23 protein-coding genes are annotated in these 19093 nt (G+C 65.9%); 8 read left to right on the plus strand and 15 right to left on the minus strand.

Annotated elements, in window-relative coordinates; all coding sequences use genetic code 11:
* A complete protein-coding gene (locus GGD61_RS15110) occupies positions 1 to 966 on the minus strand; it encodes a tripartite tricarboxylate transporter substrate binding protein (RefSeq protein WP_092254037.1) in 966 nt (321 codons plus the stop codon).
* Between the two features lie 127 nt (positions 967 to 1093).
* On the opposite strand from GGD61_RS15110, the gene GGD61_RS15115 reads away from it, so the two are divergent.
* From GGD61_RS15115 to GGD61_RS15130, 4 genes are all read left to right on the plus strand, one after another.
* Entirely contained in the window at positions 1094 to 1885 is a 792-nt protein-coding gene (locus GGD61_RS15115) for an IclR family transcriptional regulator (protein WP_177237012.1), read from the plus strand.
* A 256-nt stretch (positions 1886 to 2141) separates the two neighbouring features.
* Complete coding sequence (locus GGD61_RS15120) at positions 2142 to 3437, plus strand: O-acetylhomoserine aminocarboxypropyltransferase (RefSeq protein ID WP_092254033.1); 1296 nt, start codon at positions 2142 to 2144, stop codon at positions 3435 to 3437.
* Positions 3438 to 3441: 4 nt separating this feature from the next.
* Positions 3442 to 4224, plus strand: a complete 783-nt coding sequence (locus GGD61_RS15125) for an alpha/beta fold hydrolase (protein ID WP_092254031.1) — start codon at positions 3442 to 3444, stop codon at positions 4222 to 4224.
* A gap of 67 nt (positions 4225 to 4291) precedes the next feature.
* On the plus strand, positions 4292 to 4795 hold the full coding sequence (locus tag GGD61_RS15130; protein WP_092254029.1) for a DUF6496 domain-containing protein: 504 nt from the start codon (positions 4292 to 4294) through the stop codon (positions 4793 to 4795).
* Here the strand turns inward: GGD61_RS15130 and GGD61_RS15135 are convergent, their stop codons facing one another.
* A complete protein-coding gene (locus GGD61_RS15135; protein ID WP_092254027.1) occupies positions 4796 to 4999 on the minus strand; it encodes a hypothetical protein in 204 nt (67 codons plus the stop codon). It lies immediately after the preceding gene.
* On the opposite strand from GGD61_RS15135, the gene GGD61_RS15140 reads away from it, so the two are divergent.
* Positions 4998 to 5177, plus strand: a complete 180-nt coding sequence (locus GGD61_RS15140) for a hypothetical protein (protein WP_177237011.1) — start codon at positions 4998 to 5000, stop codon at positions 5175 to 5177. The two genes, GGD61_RS15135 and GGD61_RS15140, sit on opposite strands and share 2 nt — an antisense overlap.
* A gap of 310 nt (positions 5178 to 5487) precedes the next feature.
* On the opposite strand, the gene GGD61_RS15145 is transcribed toward GGD61_RS15140, so the two are convergent.
* From GGD61_RS15145 to phnG, 9 genes are read right to left on the minus strand one after another with little or no spacing between them, the layout of a single operon-like run.
* Positions 5488 to 6099 (minus strand): pyridoxamine 5'-phosphate oxidase family protein, encoded by a 612-nt coding sequence (locus GGD61_RS15145; protein WP_092251890.1) that lies wholly within the window; start codon positions 6097 to 6099, stop codon positions 5488 to 5490.
* Between the two features lie 22 nt (positions 6100 to 6121).
* Positions 6122 to 6718 (minus strand): phosphonate metabolism protein/1,5-bisphosphokinase (PRPP-forming) PhnN, encoded by a 597-nt coding sequence (gene phnN / locus GGD61_RS15150; RefSeq protein ID WP_092251888.1) that lies wholly within the window; start codon positions 6716 to 6718, stop codon positions 6122 to 6124.
* Entirely contained in the window at positions 6715 to 7872 is a 1158-nt protein-coding gene (locus GGD61_RS15155) for an alpha-D-ribose 1-methylphosphonate 5-triphosphate diphosphatase (protein WP_092252011.1), read from the minus strand. The genes phnN and GGD61_RS15155 overlap by 4 nt, the downstream gene beginning before the upstream one ends.
* Before the next feature lie 11 nt (positions 7873 to 7883).
* Positions 7884 to 8582 carry a phosphonate C-P lyase system protein PhnL gene (gene phnL, locus GGD61_RS15160; protein ID WP_177236880.1) on the minus strand — a complete coding sequence of 233 codons (699 nt, stop codon included), beginning with the start codon at positions 8580 to 8582 and terminating at the stop codon, positions 7884 to 7886.
* Between the two features lie 22 nt (positions 8583 to 8604).
* A complete protein-coding gene (gene phnK, locus GGD61_RS15165) occupies positions 8605 to 9402 on the minus strand; it encodes a phosphonate C-P lyase system protein PhnK (protein WP_092251884.1) in 798 nt (265 codons plus the stop codon).
* The gene (locus tag GGD61_RS15170) at positions 9395 to 10291 is read right to left on the minus strand and encodes an alpha-D-ribose 1-methylphosphonate 5-phosphate C-P-lyase PhnJ (RefSeq protein ID WP_018321227.1); all 897 of its coding nucleotides are present in this window, start codon (positions 10289 to 10291) and stop codon (positions 9395 to 9397) included. The genes phnK and GGD61_RS15170 overlap by 8 nt, the downstream gene beginning before the upstream one ends.
* Complete coding sequence (locus GGD61_RS15175) at positions 10288 to 11391, minus strand: carbon-phosphorus lyase complex subunit PhnI (protein WP_092251882.1); 1104 nt, start codon at positions 11389 to 11391, stop codon at positions 10288 to 10290. The genes GGD61_RS15170 and GGD61_RS15175 overlap by 4 nt, the downstream gene beginning before the upstream one ends.
* 4 nt (positions 11392 to 11395) lie before the next feature.
* Positions 11396 to 12004, minus strand: a complete 609-nt coding sequence (gene phnH, locus GGD61_RS15180; RefSeq protein WP_177236879.1) for a phosphonate C-P lyase system protein PhnH — start codon at positions 12002 to 12004, stop codon at positions 11396 to 11398.
* 4 nt (positions 12005 to 12008) lie between these two features.
* Positions 12009 to 12473, minus strand: a complete 465-nt coding sequence (gene phnG / locus GGD61_RS15185) for a phosphonate C-P lyase system protein PhnG (RefSeq protein ID WP_177236891.1) — start codon at positions 12471 to 12473, stop codon at positions 12009 to 12011.
* A 119-nt stretch (positions 12474 to 12592) separates the two neighbouring features.
* On the opposite strand from phnG, the gene phnF reads away from it, so the two are divergent.
* The gene (gene phnF / locus GGD61_RS15190) at positions 12593 to 13321 is read left to right on the plus strand and encodes a phosphonate metabolism transcriptional regulator PhnF (protein ID WP_018321223.1); all 729 of its coding nucleotides are present in this window, start codon (positions 12593 to 12595) and stop codon (positions 13319 to 13321) included.
* 127 nt (positions 13322 to 13448) lie between these two features.
* Here phnF and phnE (GGD61_RS15195) read toward each other — a convergent pair whose 3' ends face one another.
* The 4 genes from phnE (GGD61_RS15195) to phnC all read right to left on the minus strand — a co-directional run bounded on the left by phnE (GGD61_RS15195) (position 13449) and on the right by phnC (position 17058).
* The gene (gene phnE, locus GGD61_RS15195) at positions 13449 to 14297 is read right to left on the minus strand and encodes a phosphonate ABC transporter, permease protein PhnE (RefSeq protein WP_092251876.1); all 849 of its coding nucleotides are present in this window, start codon (positions 14295 to 14297) and stop codon (positions 13449 to 13451) included.
* On the minus strand, positions 14294 to 15178 hold the full coding sequence (gene phnE, locus GGD61_RS15200) for a phosphonate ABC transporter, permease protein PhnE (protein ID WP_092251874.1): 885 nt from the start codon (positions 15176 to 15178) through the stop codon (positions 14294 to 14296). The genes phnE (GGD61_RS15195) and phnE (GGD61_RS15200) overlap by 4 nt, the downstream gene beginning before the upstream one ends.
* Positions 15179 to 15249: 71 nt before the next feature.
* On the minus strand, positions 15250 to 16185 hold the full coding sequence (gene phnD, locus GGD61_RS15205) for a phosphonate ABC transporter substrate-binding protein (protein ID WP_091955625.1): 936 nt from the start codon (positions 16183 to 16185) through the stop codon (positions 15250 to 15252).
* Positions 16186 to 16248: 63 nt separating this feature from the next.
* Entirely contained in the window at positions 16249 to 17058 is an 810-nt protein-coding gene (phnC, locus tag GGD61_RS15210; RefSeq protein WP_018321219.1) for a phosphonate ABC transporter ATP-binding protein, read from the minus strand.
* Positions 17059 to 17231: 173 nt separating this feature from the next.
* Here phnC and GGD61_RS15215 point away from each other — a divergent pair, with 173 nt between their 5' ends.
* Positions 17232 to 17903 (plus strand): chloramphenicol acetyltransferase, encoded by a 672-nt coding sequence (locus GGD61_RS15215; RefSeq protein WP_177236878.1) that lies wholly within the window; start codon positions 17232 to 17234, stop codon positions 17901 to 17903.
* Entirely contained in the window at positions 17900 to 19093 is a 1194-nt protein-coding gene (locus tag GGD61_RS15220; protein WP_092251868.1) for an alpha-D-ribose 1-methylphosphonate 5-triphosphate diphosphatase, read from the plus strand. The genes GGD61_RS15215 and GGD61_RS15220 overlap by 4 nt, the downstream gene beginning before the upstream one ends.

Below are 19093 nucleotides of genomic sequence, written 5' to 3' on the forward strand. Positions count from 1 at the left end.
TCAATCCGCCCTGATGTTGGCCTTGCGCACCACCGGAATCCACTTGGCGTCCTCGCGCTCGAGGTAGGCCTTGAACTCGTCCGGCGTCATCGGCGTGGCTTCGCCGCCGAGCTTTTCGAATTTGTCGACCACGGCAGGATCCTTCAGGATCGCAACCAGCGTCTCGTGCAGCTTGTCCATGATCGGCGCCGGCGTGCCGGCAGGCGCGAACAGGCCGGTGAAGGTCTGGCCGTCAAAATCCTTGTAGCCGAGCTCGGCGAAGGTCGGCACGTCGGGCAGCGACTTCAGCCGATGCGGGCTGGTCACGGCGAGCGCGCGGAACAGGCCGGCCTTGATGTGCTGGAGGCTGACCGTGAGCTGGTCGAATGCGAACTGCACCTGGCCGCCGAGCAGATCGTTGATCGCCGGCGCGTTGCCGCGGTAATGCGCGGTGACCCATTGCAGCTCGAGGTTCGACTGCATCAGCTCGCTGAGCAGATGGTTGGTGGTGCCGGGGCCGGGCGAGGCCATCGTCAGCTTGCCGGGCTCGCGCTTGGCGAGATCGAGGAATTCCTTCAGCGTCGTCGCCTGCACCGACGGATGCACCTCGAGCACCAGCGGCGTCATCGAGATGGTCGAGATCGGCATGAAGTCCTTTTTCCAGTTATAGGCTTCACGCTTGTTGATCTCGGTTGCGAACAGCACCGGACCGTTGGCACCGACGAACAGCGTGTAGCCGTCGGGCGCGGACTTCGCGAAGGCTTCGCCCGCGATCATGCCGCCGGCGCCGGCCTTGTTCTCGATGATGAAGGGCTGGCCGAGCTTTTCCTGCAGCTTGTCGGCGACGATGCGCGCGGCGCTGTCGACATTGCCGCCGGCCGGATAAGGCACGATCAGCTTGACGCTGCGGGCCGGCCATTGCTGGCCCGACGCGGGCCCTGCCAGCATCGCGGTGGCGGCAGCTATGGCAATCCAGATTAATCTCATGTTAACCTCCCGGCAGCGCTTCCAAATTCACGTCGAGTGCGGCGATGCGCGCGGCAGATCGACCGGGGCGCAATCTCCAGACGCGCGCTTGTCCTGTCGAGTGAATTGTGGCGTTCTTGTCCATATTATGGACAAGACGAAAATCGCCAGCAACGCGACATCACCCCGACAGGGCGCGCAGGCGATCCGGCGCGCGCTCGCAGTGCTGCGCATTCTTGCCGCAGGCCGCGAGGACGGTGTGCCATTGGCCGAAGTGATCCGGGCGACCGGCCTCACCCGTCCGACCGTGCACCGCATCGTCCACGTGCTGATCGAGGAAGGCATCGTCGAGCGGCACGAGCGGACCGGCCGCTACGCGATCGGCAACCAGGTGCCGGAGCTGGCGCTGGCACGGCCACGGCCGTCGCGGCTGCTGATCGCTGCCAATCCATCGCTGCAACGTGCCTCCACCGAAATCGGCGACACGATGTTCCTGACGGTGCGCACCGGCAACGACACGCTGTGCGTCGATCGCAGGATCGGAATCTATCCGATCCAGGTGCTGTCGATCGAGATCGGCGCGCGCCGCCCGCTCGGCGTCTCCAGTGCCGGCGTCGCCATCCTCGCGGCGATGCCGGCGCCGGAGGCGCGAAAGATCGTCGCAGCGAACGAGAAGCGGTTCGAGGCTTACAAGACCGATATGGCGACGGTCCTCGGCGAGGTCACCGCCGCGCGACGGCTGGGATATGGCCTGAGGGAGATCGGCCTCGTGCAGGGCACGAAATCGATCTCGACCTGGATCAAGACCCCGGACGGGCGACCGGCTGCAGCCATCACCGTCTCCGCGGTGCGAACGAGGCTCGGCCCCCGCCGCGAGCAGGAGGTCGCGGAGATCTTGTTACGGGAGGCGCGGAGTATCGAGCAAGCGATCGGGGGTTAGGCGCGGACGGTGCTAGTTCTTCGTCTCTCCCGCCTGCGGGAGAGGCCGACGCGCGAAGCGCGGCGGGTGAGGGCTCTCGCCACGCAGGGACATTCTCCGCAATCAGCAACAATCCCGACGCGGAGACACCCCCTCCCCAGCCCTCCCCCGCAAGCGGGAGAGGGAGCGCACCGTCATCGCGGCCATCAATGGGCTAACTTCGTGTGCATTTTTATGGCACAACGCCTCCTCCGCCGACCGACAACGAGGCCCCCGCATGCCCGCGCCGAAACCGCCCGCCTTCGAGACCCTGAGCCTGCATGCGGGCCAGCATCCGGATCCCGTGACCGGGGCCCGCGCGGTGCCGATCTACCAGACCACGTCGTACGTGTTCCAGGATTCCGATCACGCCGCCGCACTGTTCAATCTGGAGCGCGCCGGCCACATCTATACGCGCATCTCCAACCCGACCACCGGCGTGCTGGAGGAGCGGCTCGCGGCGCTGGAGGGCGGCGTCGGAGCGATCTGCACCGCGAGCGGCATGGCCGCGCTGCATCTGGCCATCGCGACGCTGCTCAATGCCAGCGACCACATCGTGGCGTCGAGCTCGCTCTATGGCGGCACCATCAACCTGCTGGCGCACACGCTGCCGCGCTTCGGCATCACCACCACTTTCGTGAAGCCGCGCGATCTCGATGCGTTCCGCGCGGCGATCAAGCCGAACACCAAGCTCGTGATCGGCGAGACCATCGGCAATCCCGGGCTGGAAGTGCTCGACATTCCCAAGGTCGCTCAGATCGCACATGACGCAAAGATTCCACTGCTGATCGACAACACCTTTGCCACGCCCTATCTCAGCCGCCCGATCGAGCTGGGCGCGGACATCGTCATGCATTCGGCGACCAAATGGATCGGCGGCCACGGCATCGCGATCGGCGGCGCGATCATTGACGGCGGCCGCTTCGACTGGCGCGCTTCGGGCAAGTTCGGCGTGCTGACCGAGCCCTATGGCGGCTATCACGGCATCGTCTTCGACGAGCAGTTCGGCACTGCCGCCTTCATCATGCGCGCGCGGACCGAGGGCTTGCGCGATTTCGGCGCCTGCCTGTCGCCGACCAACGCGTTCCAGCTGTTGCAGGGCGTCGAAACACTCGGCGTGCGCATGGACCGCCACATGCAGAACACGCATCTCGTGCTGGAAGCCCTGAAGTCCAACAAGGCCGTCGACTGGGTGCTGCATCCCTCGCTGGAGACGCACACGGACTATCAGCTCGCCAAGCAGCTCCTGCCGCGCGGCGCCGGCTCGATCATCTCCTTCGGCATCAAGGGCGGCCGCCCTGCGGGCCGCAAGTTCATCGAATCGCTGCGCATGATCAGTCATCTCGCCAATGTCGGCGATGCCAAGACGCTGGTCATTCATCCCGCCTCGACCACGCATCAGCAGATGGATGCCGAGCAGCTCAAGGCGGCCGGCATCGGCGAGGAGCTGGTGCGGCTGTCGGTCGGCATTGAGGCCGCCAGCGACATCATCGACGATCTCGCGCAGGCGCTGCGCATCTCGCAGAAGGTCTGACACCATGAAGCTCTCCGTCAACGGCGCTGATGTGTTCGTCGCAACCGGCGGCCGCGACTTCGACAAGTCCCTGCCCGCGGTCGTCTTCCTCCACGGCGCCGGCTTCGACCATTCGACCTGGGCGCTGCATACGCGCTGGTTCGCCCATCACGGTTTTGGCGTGCTGGCGCCGGATCTTCCCGCTCACGGCCGCTCCAGCGGACCTTCGCTCGGCAGCATCGCCGAGATGGCCGACTGGACCGCGGCACTGCTCGATGCGGCAGGCGCCGCGAAGGCGCATCTGATCGGCCATTCCATGGGATCGCTGATCTCGCTGGAGACGGCGGCGCGTCACCCCGACAAGGTTTCCGCGCTGAGCCTGATCGGCACCGCCGCGACCATGACGGTCGGCCCGGATCTGCTGAAGGCCGCCGAGGCCAACTCGCAGGATGCCAACGACATGGTCTCGATCTGGGGCCTCGGCTTCAACGCCGAGCTTGGCGGCAGCCTCGCGCCGGGCCTGTGGATGCATGGCGGGGCGCAGGCGGTGCTGAAGTCTTGCGAGCCCGGCGTGCTGTTCAGGGATCTGTCGGCCTGCAATGCCTACGCGAATGCGCTGACCGCCGCAGCGAGCGTGAAGGTGCCGACGACATTAATTCTCGGCGAACGGGACATAATGACCCCGGCGAAGGCGGGCAAGGCTCTTGCAGCCGCCATCCCGCATGCAAAGACCGTCATGGTGCCGGGCGCCGGGCATATGATCATGGCAGAGCGGCCTGACGAATTGCTTGCGGCCTTGCGGAACTGAGAAGGATCAATCGATCATTCTGCGCGTTGCGGTGAGACATCCCTGTACATCTTGAGGGAACTCACCCATGCCAAGACAAGAAGTGATCCGCAAAGCGAAGCAGGACAAGCGCGCGGGCAAATCGGCAAGCACGCAGGCAGGCGAATTCGTCAAGGACGAGATCGACAGGATCCGGAAAGGCAAGCACGGCGCACGGTCGACCAAGCAGGCCATTGCGATCGGCCTGTCCGAGGCGCGCCGCGCCGGCGTCGATCTGCCGCCGCCGCGCAAAGGACGAACCAAGAAATCGACACGCCGCAGCGCCAAATATGCTTACGAGGTCGGCCAAGGCAAACGCACGCCGAAGCGCCGGCCGAAAGTGTCGCGCGCGGTCGAGAACGTTTTGAAGAAAGAGCCGCGCTCGACCGCATCGCGCAGCGCGCTGTCGAAGCAGGGCAAGCGCGCCGCGAGCGGACGAACCGCGGCGTCGCGTTCGGCTGCCGCACGGAAGGCGAGCCAGACCAAGGGCGCCAAGACCCGCTCCGCTGCCGCGAAGAAAGCGGCCCGCACCAGGGCACGCCGCCTGAGCTGATCAGCTCAGGCGCCGCCCCCGCTCCGAGAGCACCGCGCGCGCCGCGCGCTCGGCTTCGCGCGCCGAGCGGAACTGACGCCCTTCGAGACTGTCGAACAGGCGCTCAGAGGAAAAGAAGCGGAAGCCGCGGGCATCGCGGGTGACGATGCCGGCGGCACGGTCGTGGATCTCGATGATATAGGCGTTGGACTGGGTGTGGGACATGACTGCTCGTTCGCCGGAATTCCGGCGCTCCTGTCTGGCAATTGCGATGTGGATGTTGCTAGGACGCGGTCAGCAACAACAACAGGCACCCGTCGCCGCCGAGAAACAGCGCGGCGTCATGCACGCATGCATGTCATTAGAATTGCGCTGGCGATCGGTTCTCATCGTGCGGCTTTGACTCGAGGAGCAGTTTCGATGTTGCGAATATCGAGCGATTGCCGCGATTGGTCAATGAAATGGCTATCCATATTTGCCGTGAGCGCGCTGAAGCGCTTCTCCCGCGGTGAGCAGTGGCAGCCGGATTTACCTCGCGCGGCTTCGCTCCTCTTCCTTCTCCCCTTGTGGGAGAAGGTGGCGCGAAGCGCCGGATGAGGGGTTCGTTCCGCAGGTTCAAATGAGAGAGACTAGCGCGCGGAGAGAACCCCTCACCCGTCTCGCCGCTATGCGGCGAGCCACCCTCTCCCACAAGGGGAGATGGGAAGAAAGTCTCACCACATCGTCGCGGCGGCGCGCTCGGGCCAGATGCGATCGTACTCCGCGCCGCCGACCTTGTTGTCGCTCATCTCAGCGAGGATCTGACCGGGCGTCGGCAGCGTCTTGGGATCGATACGCTTGTCGGGATTCCAGAGGTCGGAGCGGACGATGGCGCGAGCGCACTGGAAGTAAATCTCGGCCACCTTCATCACCATCACGCTGCGCGGCGCCTTGCCCTCGACCTTGAACGAGGCCAGCAGCTCGGGATCGACCGAGAGATGGGCGCGGCCGTTGGCGCGAACCGCATTACCGGAGCCGGGGATCAGGAACATCAACGACACGCGCGGGTCGCGCACGATGTTGCGCAAGGAATCGACCCGGTTGTTACCGCGACGATCCGGCAGCATCAGCGTCTTGGGATCATGGATACGGACGAAGCCGGGCAAGTCACCACGCGGCGAGCAGTCGATGCCCTCGGGGCCGATGGTGGCAAGCGCGGCGAACGGCGCCTTCTCGATGAAGACGCGGTAGAGCGGGGTGACGTGGTCGGCGACTTTCACGGTCGAGGCGTCGTTGGTGGCGCCGTAGATGGCCTCCAGCTGTTCGATCGTTTCAATCACCGACATTCCATTCTCCTTGCTGTACTGGCTAATCGTGCCGGCCTTCATTCCTGATCACGCGCACGAGCTGGCGCGCATGATAGTCCGCGCCGCCGGCATTGAGGATGGTGACATCAGCCTGCGCCGACCTGTCGTCGACGCTGCGGGTGAGACGTTCGGCGATGTTGCCGTCGCTTTGTCGCGCGCGGGCAGCCAGCCGTGCGGCCAGCACATCCGGCGGCGCCGTGATCGCAACCACCACGATGTCAGCATAGGCCTGGCGCAGCGCGCCGATCACGGTGCGCGAGACGTTGGCGACGACCGTGCGGCCGGCGCGGATATCGTCGTTGATGTCGAGCGGCAGCGCATAGGAATGCCCGTGCGCATCCCAATGCACGGCGAAATCGCCATGCTCGCACGCGCGGCGGAATTCGTCGGGGCCAAGCGCGACATTGTCTTCGTCGGCGGAGGATTCACGCGTCACGATTCGGCGCGGGAAGACAATGTCGTGATCATCAGCGCAGGCCGCTTGCGCCAGCCGCAGCAGCGTGTCCTTGCCGGCGCCGCTGGGACCGACCACCAGCACGAGCCGTCCAGGTCCGATCGCGCCGGTCCGCCCGCCCGCCATGGTTGCGCTCTCGCTCATGCGACACGGTGTCCTTCGCGCCAGACACTGCGGACGACGGGAACGTGGCCCGCGACATGCACGCGAATGAGGTCGGCACGCTTGCCGATCGCGACCTCGCCGCGGTCGGTGAGGCCAACCGCCTCCGCCGGCGCCTTGGTCACGGTGCGGATCGCCGCGGCAAGGCCGATCGCGGGCACGTGCTCGGGCAATTGCAGCGCCCCCATCAGGAGGCTCGACGGGATGTAGTCCGACGACAGAATGTCGAGCAGGCCCTCACGGGCAAGATCGACCGCGGCGATGTTGCCGGAATGCGAGCCGCCGCGCACGACGTTCGGCGCGCCCATCAGGATGTCGATGCCGGCCTCATGCAAGCTGCGCGCGGCTTCGAGCGTGGTCGGGAATTCCGCCACCGAGACGCGATCGCGCACGGCATCCGCGACGTTCTCCTCGGTGGTGTCGTCGTGGCTTGCGAGCGGGATCTTGTACTGATGCGCCAGCGCCACGATCTCGCGCATGTTGCTCGCGGCATAGAGCTTCTGATATTCGAAGCGCTTGGCGAACAGCTCGTCGAGCTCGGCATCGGTCTTGCCGCCGCCCTTGCCGCGATAATAGTCGCGCAGCTTGACCTCGTCACGGAACTGACGCTGGCCGGGCGTGTGGTCCATCAGCGACATCAGCTTGACGTCGGGACGGTCGATCAGCTCCCTGGCCTCCTCGACCACGCTCGGCATCGGGATCTCGCAGCGCAGATGCAGGAAGTGGTCGGCGCGCAACAGGCTGGCGTCGCGCGCGGTCGTGATCGCGGCGGCGAGCACGCCGGCGCGGCCGTCGACCTCCTCGGCGCCGTCCTCGCGCCAGACCCGGAGCGAATCGAACACGGTGGTGATGCCCGAAGTCGCAAGCTGGCCGTCATAGGAGATCACGGCCGCAACCGGATTCCAGAACACCTTTGGCCGCGGCACGTAATGGGCTTCGAGATGGTCGGTGTGCAGCTCGATCAGGCCCGGCATGATCAAATCGCCGCCGGCATCCTCGGCGCCCGCAGGCGCAGTCCCATCGCCGATCTCGGCGATGCGCCCGTCGGCAAGAGCGAGCCAGCCCTGCTCGATCACCCGGTCAGCCAGCACGATCCGGGCGTTGGCGATCACAATGTCCTTCGGCTTGGCGTTCATTTCCATTTCCTTCAGGCCGCGGCGGCAAAGCTGGTGACGTCGACGATGCGGTCGGCAATCAGATGACGGATTTCGTCGTCATGGACAATGGCAACCATGGCGACGCCCTGGCGCTTCTTCTCGGCGACCAGCTCGACCACGACCGCGCGGTTGGCGGCATCCAGCGAGGCGGTCGGCTCGTCCAGCAGCAGTATCGGCAGGTCCGAGATGAAGCCGCGCGCGATGTTGACGCGCTGCTGCTCGCCGCCGGAGAAGGTCGCGGGCGGAAGCTGCCACAGACGCTCGGGGATGTTGAGGCGGTGCAGCAAATCGCCGGCGCGGGCTTGCGCGTCGGCGCGTGGCATGCCGTTCACAATCAGCGGCTCGGCGACGACGTCGATGGTGGCCACCCGCGGCACCGCGCGCAGGAACTGGCTGACATAGCCGATGGTGGCGCGACGGACGTTCAGCACCTGGCGCGGCTCGGCGCTGGCGAGATCGATCAGCGCGCCGCGGTGGCGGATGCCGATGCGGCCGCTATCGCAGCGGTAGTTGCCGAAGATCATTTTCAGGATCGAGGACTTGCCGGCGCCTGACGGCCCCGACAGCACGACGCATTCGCTCGCGTTGACCTGGAAGCTCACGCCGCTGACGACAGGCAACTCGATGCCGCCCTGCAGGTGCATGGTGAAGGTCTTGTTGGCATCGGTGACGTCGATCATGGCGGTCATTGGAAAGCTCATATTGAAAGGTTCATGGCGGCAGGATCGAGGAGACGAGAAGCTGCGTATAGGGCTCGCGGGGATCGTCGAGAACCTGGTCGGTGAGACCGGTCTCGATGACGCGGCCGCCCTTCATCACCATCACGCGGTGCGAGAGCAGCCGCGCCACCGCGAGGTCGTGGGTGACGATGATGACCGCGAGGTGCAGTTCGGCGACGAGGCTGCGCAGGAGGTCGAGCAGGCGCGCCTGCACGGACACGTCGAGCCCGCCGGTCGGCTCGTCCATGAACACCAACCGCGGCTCGGTGACGAGGTTGCGCGCGATCTGGAGACGCTGGCGCATGCCGCCGGAATAGGTCCGCGGTGCATCGTCGATGCGGGCGGTGTCGATCTCGACGCGGGTGAGCCAGTCGGACGCGGTCTCGCGGATGCGGCCATAGTGATTCCAACCCACCGCCATCAGCCGCTCGCCGACATTGGCGCCGGCCGAGACCGCCATGCGCAGGCCCTGGGCGGGATCCTGATGCACAAAACCCCAATCGGTGCGGTACAGGAAGCGCCGCTCGGCTTCGCCGAGCGTGGCGAGATCACGGGCGACACCGTCGCGCATCCGATAGGACACGTGGCCGCCGCTGGCCGCGAGCTGGCCCGACAGGAGTTGCAGCAGCGTCGACTTGCCCGAACCGGATTCGCCGACGATCGCCACCACCTCGCCGGGATACAGCGCGAAGGAGACGTCACGGCACGCGGCGATACGGCCGAAGGATTTGCTGAGGGAGGTCGCGACCAGCAGCGGCTGATCGTTTTCGAGCGCGGCGTGATCAACCATTGGTGCCTCCTTGCGCCTTCTCCTTGTACGGCGCGGCGCTGAGGCTGCCGTGATGGCCGGCGGCCTGGCGGCTCTCGCAATAGTCGGTGTCCGAGCACACGAACATCCGTCCGCCCTTGTCGTCGGTGACGATCTCGTCGAGATAGGAATTCTCCGCGCCGCACAGCGCGCAGGGCGCGTTGAAGCGATAGGGCTCGAACGGATGGTCCTCGAAATCGAGCGACACCACCTTCGTGTAAGGCGGGATCGCATAGATGCGCTTCTCGCGGCCGGCGCCGAACAATTGCAACGCCGGGCAATTGTCCATCTTGGGATTGTCGAATTTCGGCGTCGGCGACGGATCCATCACGTAGCGCGCATTGACCTTGACCGGATAGGCGTAGGCGGTGGCGATGTGGCCGAAGCGGGCGATGTCCTCATAGAGCTTCACATGCATCAGGCCGTATTCGGCCAGCGCATGCATCCGCCGCGTCTCGGTCTCGCGCGGCTCGAGGAAGCGCAACGGCTCCGGGATCGGCACCTGATAGACCAGCACCTGGTTTGCGTGCAGCGTCGCCTCGGGGATGCGGTGGCGGGTCTGGATCACCGTCGCTTCGTCAGTTGCGGTCGTCGTGGCAACGCCCGCGGTCTTGGCGAAGAATTTCCGGATCGAGATCGCGTTGGTGGTGTCGTCGGAGCCCTGGTCGATCACCTTCAGCACGTCGGCGGGACCGAGGATCGCGGCGGTGACCTGCACGCCGCCGGTGCCCCAGCCATAGGGCATCGGCATCTCTCGGCTGGCGAACGGCACCTGATAACCGGGGATCGCGATCGCTTTCAGGATCGCGCGGCGGATCATCCGCTTGGTCTGCTCGTCGAGATAGGCGAAGTTGTAGGCGGGCGCGTTCATTCCGCGGCCTCCTTCATGGCATCAGGCGTCTGGGCATCGGCGAACTCTTTGCGCAGCTTGCGGAGCAGGCCGAGCTCGGACTGAAAGTCGACATAGTGCGGCAGCTTCAAATGCTCGACGAAGCCGGTCGCCTGGACGTTGTCCGAATGCGACATCACGAATTCTTCATCTTGCGCGGGGGCGAGTGCCTCCTCGCCGAGCTCGCGGGCACGCAGCGCGCGGTCGACCAGGGCCATCGACATGGTCTTGCGCTCGCTCTGGCCGAAGGCGAGGCCATAGCCGCGGGTGAAGCACGGCGCTTCCGTCGCGGAGCCCTTGAACTGGTTGACCATCTGGCACTCGGTGAGCTCGATCGAGCCGAGCGGCACGGCGAAGCCGACGTCTTCCGCCGAAAATTCCACCTCGACCTCGCCGAAGCGGATCTCGCCGGCGAAGGGATGGTTGCGGCCATAGCCGCGCTGGGTGGAATAGCCCATCGCCAGCAAGAATCCTTCGTCACCGCGCGCGAGATTCTGCAGGCGCAAATCACGGTCCGCAGGAAAATTCAGCGGCTCGCGGGTGAGGTCGCCGACGCTCGCGCCCTCCTCGGCCTGCGGCGAGGATTCGATCAGCCCGTCGCGGCCGAGGATGTCGGTCACGCGCGGCGTCGGCGCCGTCGATGCCTCCGCCGTTGCCGGCGCCTCCGGCACGAAGCCTTGCGCGAGCGCGGGATCGAGCAGGCGATGGGTGTAGTCGAAGGTCGGCCCGAGGATCTGGCCGCCGGGAATATCCTTGAAGGTCGAGGACACCCGCCGCTGCACGCGCATCGCACCGGTGTCGACCGGCTCGCTCGCGCCGAAACGCGGCATCGTGGCGCGGAAGGCGCGAACCAGGAAGATCGCCTCGATCAAATCGCCGCGCGCTTGCTTGATCGCGAGGGCCGCGAGCTCGCGATCATAGAGCGAGCCTTCGCTCATGACGCGGTCCACGGCGAGGCCAAGCTGCTCCGAGATCTGGTCGAGCGTGACCTCCGGAACGCCTTGGTCGCCGCGCCGCTTGTCTGCAAGCAGGCGGTGGGCGTTCTCGATGGCGCGTTCGCCGCCTTTGACTGCGACATACATGCTTCTAGCTTCCCTTGCTCACGATTCGCGTGGTGCGGGGGATCGCGACCACGGCGTCATCGGCCACCAGCACCACATCGATGCCGCGCGGAAACAGTGCCTCGTTGATGTGCATACGCTCGAACAGATCGAACGGCTTGATTGACGCATTGAGCATGGCGGCGCCGTCGATGCCGGGACCGCGCAGCTCGAAGCTCCGTCCGGAGTCGAGGCTATCGACCTGCAGGATCACCGTGGTGGACCGATCCGGATATTCGCTGGTTCCGAGCGCGAAGCGTTCGAGCGGCGGCAGCGCACCGCCGTCGCTGATCAGCGCAAAACTCGCGATCGAGGAATCCTGCACCACGGGCGCGCCGGTGTGAAACTTCAGCCATTTCACCACGTTCGGGCTCTCCGCCAGCCGTGCGTCGAGCCAGAGCGGCGTGTCGTGGTCGAACAGCGTCAGCGCGATCGCGGCCGTGCCGCGCATCATCGAGCCTGCCGTTCCAGCCATCGGGACGATGCGCTGGACCGAGCCCGGCCGCGCCATCGCGTCCATGACCGAGCGAAATGTCGATTGCGCCGACAGCACCTTGTCGGCGAAGCCCGGCGGCAGTTCCGCAATCGTGGTCATGATCTCACCCCTCACCGCGCACCATGGTGTAGAAATCAACCTTCGTCGCAGCGGTCTCGGCCGCCGCCTGCGCGCGGCCAGCCATAAGCTGCTCACGCAACGGGGCGATAACGTCCCGCTCCACCGCTCCGCCAAAATCCCTCGACTGCACCAGGGCGTCGCACAAAGCGATCAGCCGCGCTTTCTCGCCGTCGCGCCCGAGCGTGTAGCCGAACCCGACCTCGCCGCTCGCCAGCCGCACCGCGGCGCGCGACACCGTGGCTTCGCCGAGATTGAACGGCGCGCCGTCACCGCCGACCCGGCCGCGCAGCATGACGAGACCGTTTTCGGGCGCGCGCAGATCCTGATGGGCCGGGAGCGCCAAGTTGCGGAGGCGGGCGGCGATCTCGCCCGCCTCCGCGTGCGCCAGCACGGCCATGGCGGCCTGGCGCTGGGCTTGCTGGTTGTTGTGCAGGGTCACCTGATCCACCGAACCTTTGACAGAACTTGCCGCATCGAAGTTGTCTATTATAATAGACAACTTCATACGAGGACGCCATGACTGTTTCGTGACAAAGCTGTGATTTCTGGGCTAGGCTGGCCGGCGATATGAGCATGCAAGACACTGCGTCGTCCGGCGTCGCGCTATGGCGCCTCGTTGCCGACGGCATCGAGCGCGGCATCGCCGACGGCCGCTTTGCGGCCGGCGACAAGTTGCCGGGCGAGATGGAGATCGCCGAAACCTATCGGGTGAACCGCCACACCGTGCGGCGCGCGCTGGCAGCGCTTGCCGAGCGCGGCTTGGTGCGCGCCGAGCGCGGCAGCGGAACTTATGTCGAAGCGCAGAAGCTCGCTTATCCCCTGCGCTCGCGCACGCGCTTCTCCGAGATCGTCGGCGCCGGTGGCCGCGAGCCGCGCGGTCAGTTGATCGAGGCGACCGACGATGTCGCGACCCGCGAGTTGGCGCGTGAGCTCGGATTGAAGGCCGGCGCGCCCTTGGTGCGGATCGAGGCGATTCGCCTTGCCGACCGCACGCCGATCTGCGTCTCCACCACATGGCTGTCGGCGGAATTGTTTCCCGGCGCCGGTGCCGTGTTCGCGGCGACGCGCTCGATGACGAAGCTGCTGGAGCATTACGGGGTGCGCGACTATCGCCGCGGCGCGACCCGGATCACCGCCGGCATCGTCGACGCCACCGATGCGGCCCGGCTCGATCTCGCGCTCGGACGGCCGATCCTGGTGGTCGATGCCACCGACCACGATCTTGACGGCAAGCCGCTGATGACCAAGCATTCGCGCTTCGCCGCGGAGCGCGTGGAGTTTCTGGTGGAGTCGTAGGGGCTCTCTCCAAGAAAACCGGAGCCGTAGGGTGGGCAAAGGCGCACTTCGCGCCGTGCCCACGATCCTTCTCGATCGTTAAAAATCGTGGGCACGCTGCGCTTTGCCCACCCTACGGCACTTTTGATCAGGCCACGGCCCTGCGCCCAATGATCGCAAAGCGCAGCTTGCCCGAGATGAAATCGATCGCGGCGACCGCGACCAGGATCATCAGGATCAGGAACGACACCTTCTGCCATTCCAGCACGCGGATCTGCTCGGCGAGCTGCAGGCCGATGCCGCCGGCGCCGACGATGCCGATGATGGTGGCCGAGCGGGTGTTGGATTCGATGAAATAGAGCACCTGGCCGGCGATCACGGGCAGCACCTGCGGCAACAGCCCGAAGCGGATCTCGTGCAGCGGGCTGCCGCCGGAGGCGCGGATGCCCTCGACCTGCTTCTGGTCGGCGCCCTCGATCGCCTCCGAGAACAGCTTTCCGAAGGCGCCGAAATCCGACACCGCAATGGCGAGCACGCCGGCGAACGGGCCGAGCCCGACGACGTTGATCCACACCAGCGCCCAGATCAGCGTGTCGACACCGCGGATCGAATCCAGGACACGGCGAACCGGGAAGCGCAGGATGTTCGACGGCACCACGTTGCGCGCCGCGAGCAGGCTGACGGGAAGCGCGAAGACAGCGGCCAGCGTCGTGCCGAGCAGCGCGATCGACAGCGTCTCGCCGAGCGCCTTCAGATAGATCGGCAGCGACGAGCCGGGATCGGGCGGGATCATCATCAAGGTGATCCAGCCGAGCTGGCTGAGACCTGCGAAGAAGCGCGACGGCGAGAAGTCGAGATCGACCAGGCCGTAAATGAGGATCGCGAACGCCGCGACGATCATCGCCGGCGTGGCAAGCCGCGCCGAGGCGGGTCGGTCGAACACATCCGGATAGCGCGCGCGAAGCTCTCGCGTGTCGACCGCTTGCCGCCTCGTCACGTCCGCGCCTCCTTGCCGAACAGGCGGCCGCGCAGCCAGCCGGTGCTGATGTCGATGATGAAGACGGTGACGATGATGGTGAGCAGGATCGCGCTGACGTCCGAATAGTAGAATTTGCGGATCGCGACGACGAGCTCCTGGCCGATGCCGCCGGCACCGACGAAACCCATCACGGAGGCTTCACGGACATTGATCTCGAAGCGCAGCAGCGCGTAGCTCGCATAACCCGCGGTCACCTGCGGCACGACGGCGAACCGCATGCAGGACAGCCAGCTCGCGCCGGTCGAGCGGATGCCTTCGACCGGCTTCATGTCGGCGTTCTCGACGATTTCCGAAAACAGCTTTCCGAGTGCGCCGGTGGAGTGGATCGCGATCGCGAGCACACCCGCCATCGGTCCGAGCCCGAAGGCGATCACGAAGATCAGCGCGAAGACGATGCCCGGAACGGTGCGGGCGAACTCGAGCAGGCGCCTGACGACGAAGCGCAGCCAGGGTGCGGGCGAGGTGTTTTCAGCCGCGAAGAAGTTCAGACAAAATGCCAAGGTCGCGCCGATCAGCGTGCCGACATAGGAGATCAGCAGCGTCTCGCCGAGCATCTTCAGCCATTTGCGCCAGCCCCAGAGCCATTCGCCGACATCGGTCCAGACCCGCTGGCCGTTGTCGAGCGTGAGGATGCGGTCGAAATAGCTGATGAAATTGCCGAAATAGGTGAAGAGCGTGCGCAGATTCACTTCCGCGCCGATTCCCGCGAGAGCCAGCGCGGCGGCGAAGACCGCGATCCCTAACAGCAGGCGGAGCCGCCTGCGCCCGACCGCCTGGCGATAAGCGGCGTTGAGCACGGCAAGCTGCTGCTCGGGGAGGATCGAAACCGCTGTTGTCATCGTCCTGAGACGAGCTCCGTCAAAGAAAGAGCCGGGTCCAGGGACCCGGCTCCAGTTGCATCGCCCTGAGATCAGGACGCCTTCTTCTTACGCAACGCATCGACGAACTTGATCAGCTCGATCGTGCCATCCCAGTCCTTGGTGGTGGCGGGATGAAAGCCCTTCTTCTGGCCGTCGGAGAGGCGGTCGAACGCGGCCTTGTCCTTGGCCGGGGCGTCGAAGAACGCCTTCGCGATGGCGGCCTTGGCGTCTTCCGGCAGGTCGGAATTGTAGGCATAGGGGCCGTTGATGATCGGCGCCGACTTGTGGATGATGCGGAAGTCGTCCTTCTTCATCGCCGAACCGTCGGCATTCTTCAGCATGCCCTTGGTCAGCATCTGCGCCAGCGTGGAATCGTCGTCGCTGGTCCACTGGTTGGCGGCAACGTCGACCGTGCCCTGCGACAGCGCCAGCATTGCGTTCTCGTGGCTGCCGGTGAAGACGACCTTGCCAAAATAGCCGTCGGCATCGGGGATGCCCATCTTGTCCAGCTCGAAGCGCGGCACGTTGTTGCCGGAGGTCGAGTTCGGATCGACGAGGCCGAGATTCTTGCCCTTGAGCTGGTCGACACTCTTGTAGGCGCTGCTCGCCTTGACGAAGAACACCGAGTAATAGCCGGTCGAGCCGTCGGCATTGATGTCGTTGGCGAAGGCGTCGGACTTGACGCCGGTCAGACGGGCGCGGGCGAACGAGGCCGAGCCGTAGCTGGCGATGTGGATGTTGCCGGCGCGCTGGCCCTCGATGACGGCGGCGTAGTCGTTGGCGATGCGCAGCGTGACCTTCACGCCCAGTTCCTTGGAGAGATAGTTCACGAACGGCGCCCAGCGCTCGGTGACGCCGGAGGCGTTCTCGGCCGGGACGACCGCAAAGGTCAGCTCGGGATATTTCGCCTTCCAATCGTCGGCGGAGGCGGAGGCGGTGAACGCGAGCGCGGCGGCGCCGGCAAGAATTAATCTGCGAGTGATCATGATACCCTCTTCATCCGTTGGGGTCGGTGGACGCAAAACTGGCAACAAAACAGGTGGCGCGGCTCAGGCGGCCGCGGCGGTTCCGAGCGCCGGGACGCCCTCGGGCGCCGGGACGGGCACGGTGCCCATGACGTCGGCGGCTTCGAGATCGTAGAGCTCACGCGCAACGTGCTCGGTCAGCGCGGACGGCGCGCCGTCGAACACCACACGGCCCGCCGCCATGCCGATCAGGCGGTCGCAATAGCTGCGGGCGAGATCCAGCGAATGCAAATTGCAGAGCACGGTGATGCCGAAATGCTTGTTGATGCGCAGCAGCGCATCCATCACGATCTTGGTGTTGCGCGGATCGAGCGATGCGATCGGCTCGTCGGCAAGGATGATGTCGGGCTGCTGCACCAGCGCACGCGCGATCGCGACGCGCTGCTGCTGGCCGCCGGAGAGCTGGTCGGCACGCTGGGCGGCGAGCGATGCGATGTCGAACTGTTCGAGCGCCGACATCGCCAGCGCCTTGTCCTGCTCGGGCCACACTTGCGACAGTGAGCGCCAGGCCGGCATCGTCGCAAGGCGTCCCATCAGGACGTTGGTGAGGACATCGAGCCGGCCAACCAGGTTGAACTGCTGGAAGATCATGGCCGACCGCGCCCGCCACTGCCGCAGCTCCTTGCCGCGCAGCGCGGTGACGTCGATGCCGTCAAACAGGATGCGGCCCTGCGTCGGCGTCGCGAGACGATTGATGGTTCGCAGCAGCGTCGACTTGCCGGCGCCGGACCGTCCGATCACACCGACGAAGCCGCCGGGGGAGATTTGAAACGAAGCGTCGTCCACCGCGGCTTTCGCGCCGAAGCGACACGTCAGACCTTCCACCACCAGCATGCGGGACTCCAGATTAGCTGGAGCCAACCGCTAACGCCCGCGCTTGACACTTGTGTGACACGGGCGTTGCGGTGCGGCGATCCTACACAGCTCATCCCCTGTCATCGCCATGTCATGACATCGTCATCAAGCCGCTCGAAGAGGAACGCCCGCCCTCGCGCATCGGATGCAACATGGCCGCCAAGATTCTCTCGGTCCAGCCGACCGTCGACCCCTCGGCCAAGCTGCACGAGACCAGGCTCGGCGCCTATACCGAGGTCGGCGCGCGCACCATCCTGCACGACGTCGCGATGGGCGATTACTCTTATGTCGTGAACGATTCCCAGATCACCTACACCACCGTCGGAAAATTCTGCTCGATCGCGGCGATGACGCGCGTCAATCCCGGCAATCACCCGATGCACCGCGCGACGCAGGCGCATTTCACCTATCGCTCCAGCGCCTACTTCGAAGGCGAGAGCGACGATGCCGAGTTCTTCGACTGGCGGCGGCAGCACCACGTCCATATCGGCCACGACGTCTGGATCGGCCACGGCGCGATCGTGCTGCCGGGCCGCAACATCGGCACCGGCGCGGTGATCGCGGCCGGCGCCATCGTCACCAAGGACGTGCCGGCCTACACCATCGTCGCCGGCAATCCCGCCCGCATCGTGCGGCGGCGATTCTCCGAGGAGATCGCCGGACGGCTCGCGAAGCTCGCCTGGTGGGACTGGGATCACGACAAATTGCGCGAAGCGCTGCCCGATTTCCGCAAGCTCGGGATTGAAGATTTTCTCGCGACATACGAAGCACGGGCGACTCCCCAGACCAGATCCCTTACCAGCAAACGAAACGCGGTCGCGTGACAGACATTTTCCTTGAAGGCGGCCGGGCCCTGATCGGCACTGAGGTCGTCGAATCGTCATTGGCGGTCTCCGGACAGGACATCGCCCAGATCGATGCTTCACGGGGCCGGGCGCGGCTGGCGATCGATGCGCGCAACCTGCTGGTGCTCCCCGGCATCGTTGATCTGCATGGCGATGCCTTCGAGCGGCAGATGATGCCGCGCGCCGGCGTCGACTTCCCGATCGACGTCGCGCTCGCCGACAGTGACCGCCAGGCGATCAGCAACGGCATCACCACGGTGTTTCACGCCACAACCTGTTCGTGGGAGCCGGGCCTGCGCAGCGCCGGCAACGCGCGCGGCCTGATGGAGGCCATCGAGCGGCAGCGTCCGCAATTCGCCGCCGACACCCGCTTCCACCTGCGGCACGAAACCTACAATCTCGACGCCGAGGCCGAGATCAGCCAATGGCTCACCGAGGGCCGCGTCGATCTGTTCGCTTTCAACGACCACATGGATGGCACCGTCGCCGACATGGCCAAGCCGCGCAAGCGCAACCGTATGGTCGAGCGCACGGGGCTTTCAGCTGAGGAATTCGACCGGCTGGTCGAACGCGTGGTCTCGCGCGCCGACGAGGTGCCGGCTTCGGTTGCGCGTCTGGCCGCCGCGGCGCGCGCGGCCGAGGTGCGGATGCTCTCGCACGATGATGCGACGCCGGCGATGCGCCAGGAGTTTCGCGATCTCGGCGCTGACATCGCGGAGTTTCCGATCAACGAGGAGACGGCGCGGGCGGCGGCAAGCCACGGCGACGCCATCGTCTACGGCGCGCCCAACGTCGTGCGCGGCGGCAGCCACACCGGCTGGACCAAGGCCTCCGACATGATCGCCAAGGGGCTCTGTTCCGTGCTGGCCTCGGACTATTATTATCCTGCGCAGCTGCTCGCAGCGTTCCGCCTCGCCGCCGACGGCGTGCTGCCGCTGACGGACGCCTGGAATCTGGTCTCCGCCGGCCCGGCGCGCGCCACCGGTCTTGCCGATCGCGGCGTGCTCGCGGAAGGACGCCGCGCCGATATTCTGCTGGTCGACGACACCGTGCCGCTGCGGCCACGGCTGATTGCGGTGATCGCGGGCGGAAAGCTTGTCCATCTCACCGATGCGACGCGGATGCTCACTGCTATGGCGACGCCGCGCGAGACTGTCGTCGCGGCCTAA

The organism is Bradyrhizobium sp. SBR1B (genome assembly GCF_014198205.1).
Taxonomy (GTDB): Bacteria; Pseudomonadota; Alphaproteobacteria; order Rhizobiales; family Xanthobacteraceae; genus Bradyrhizobium.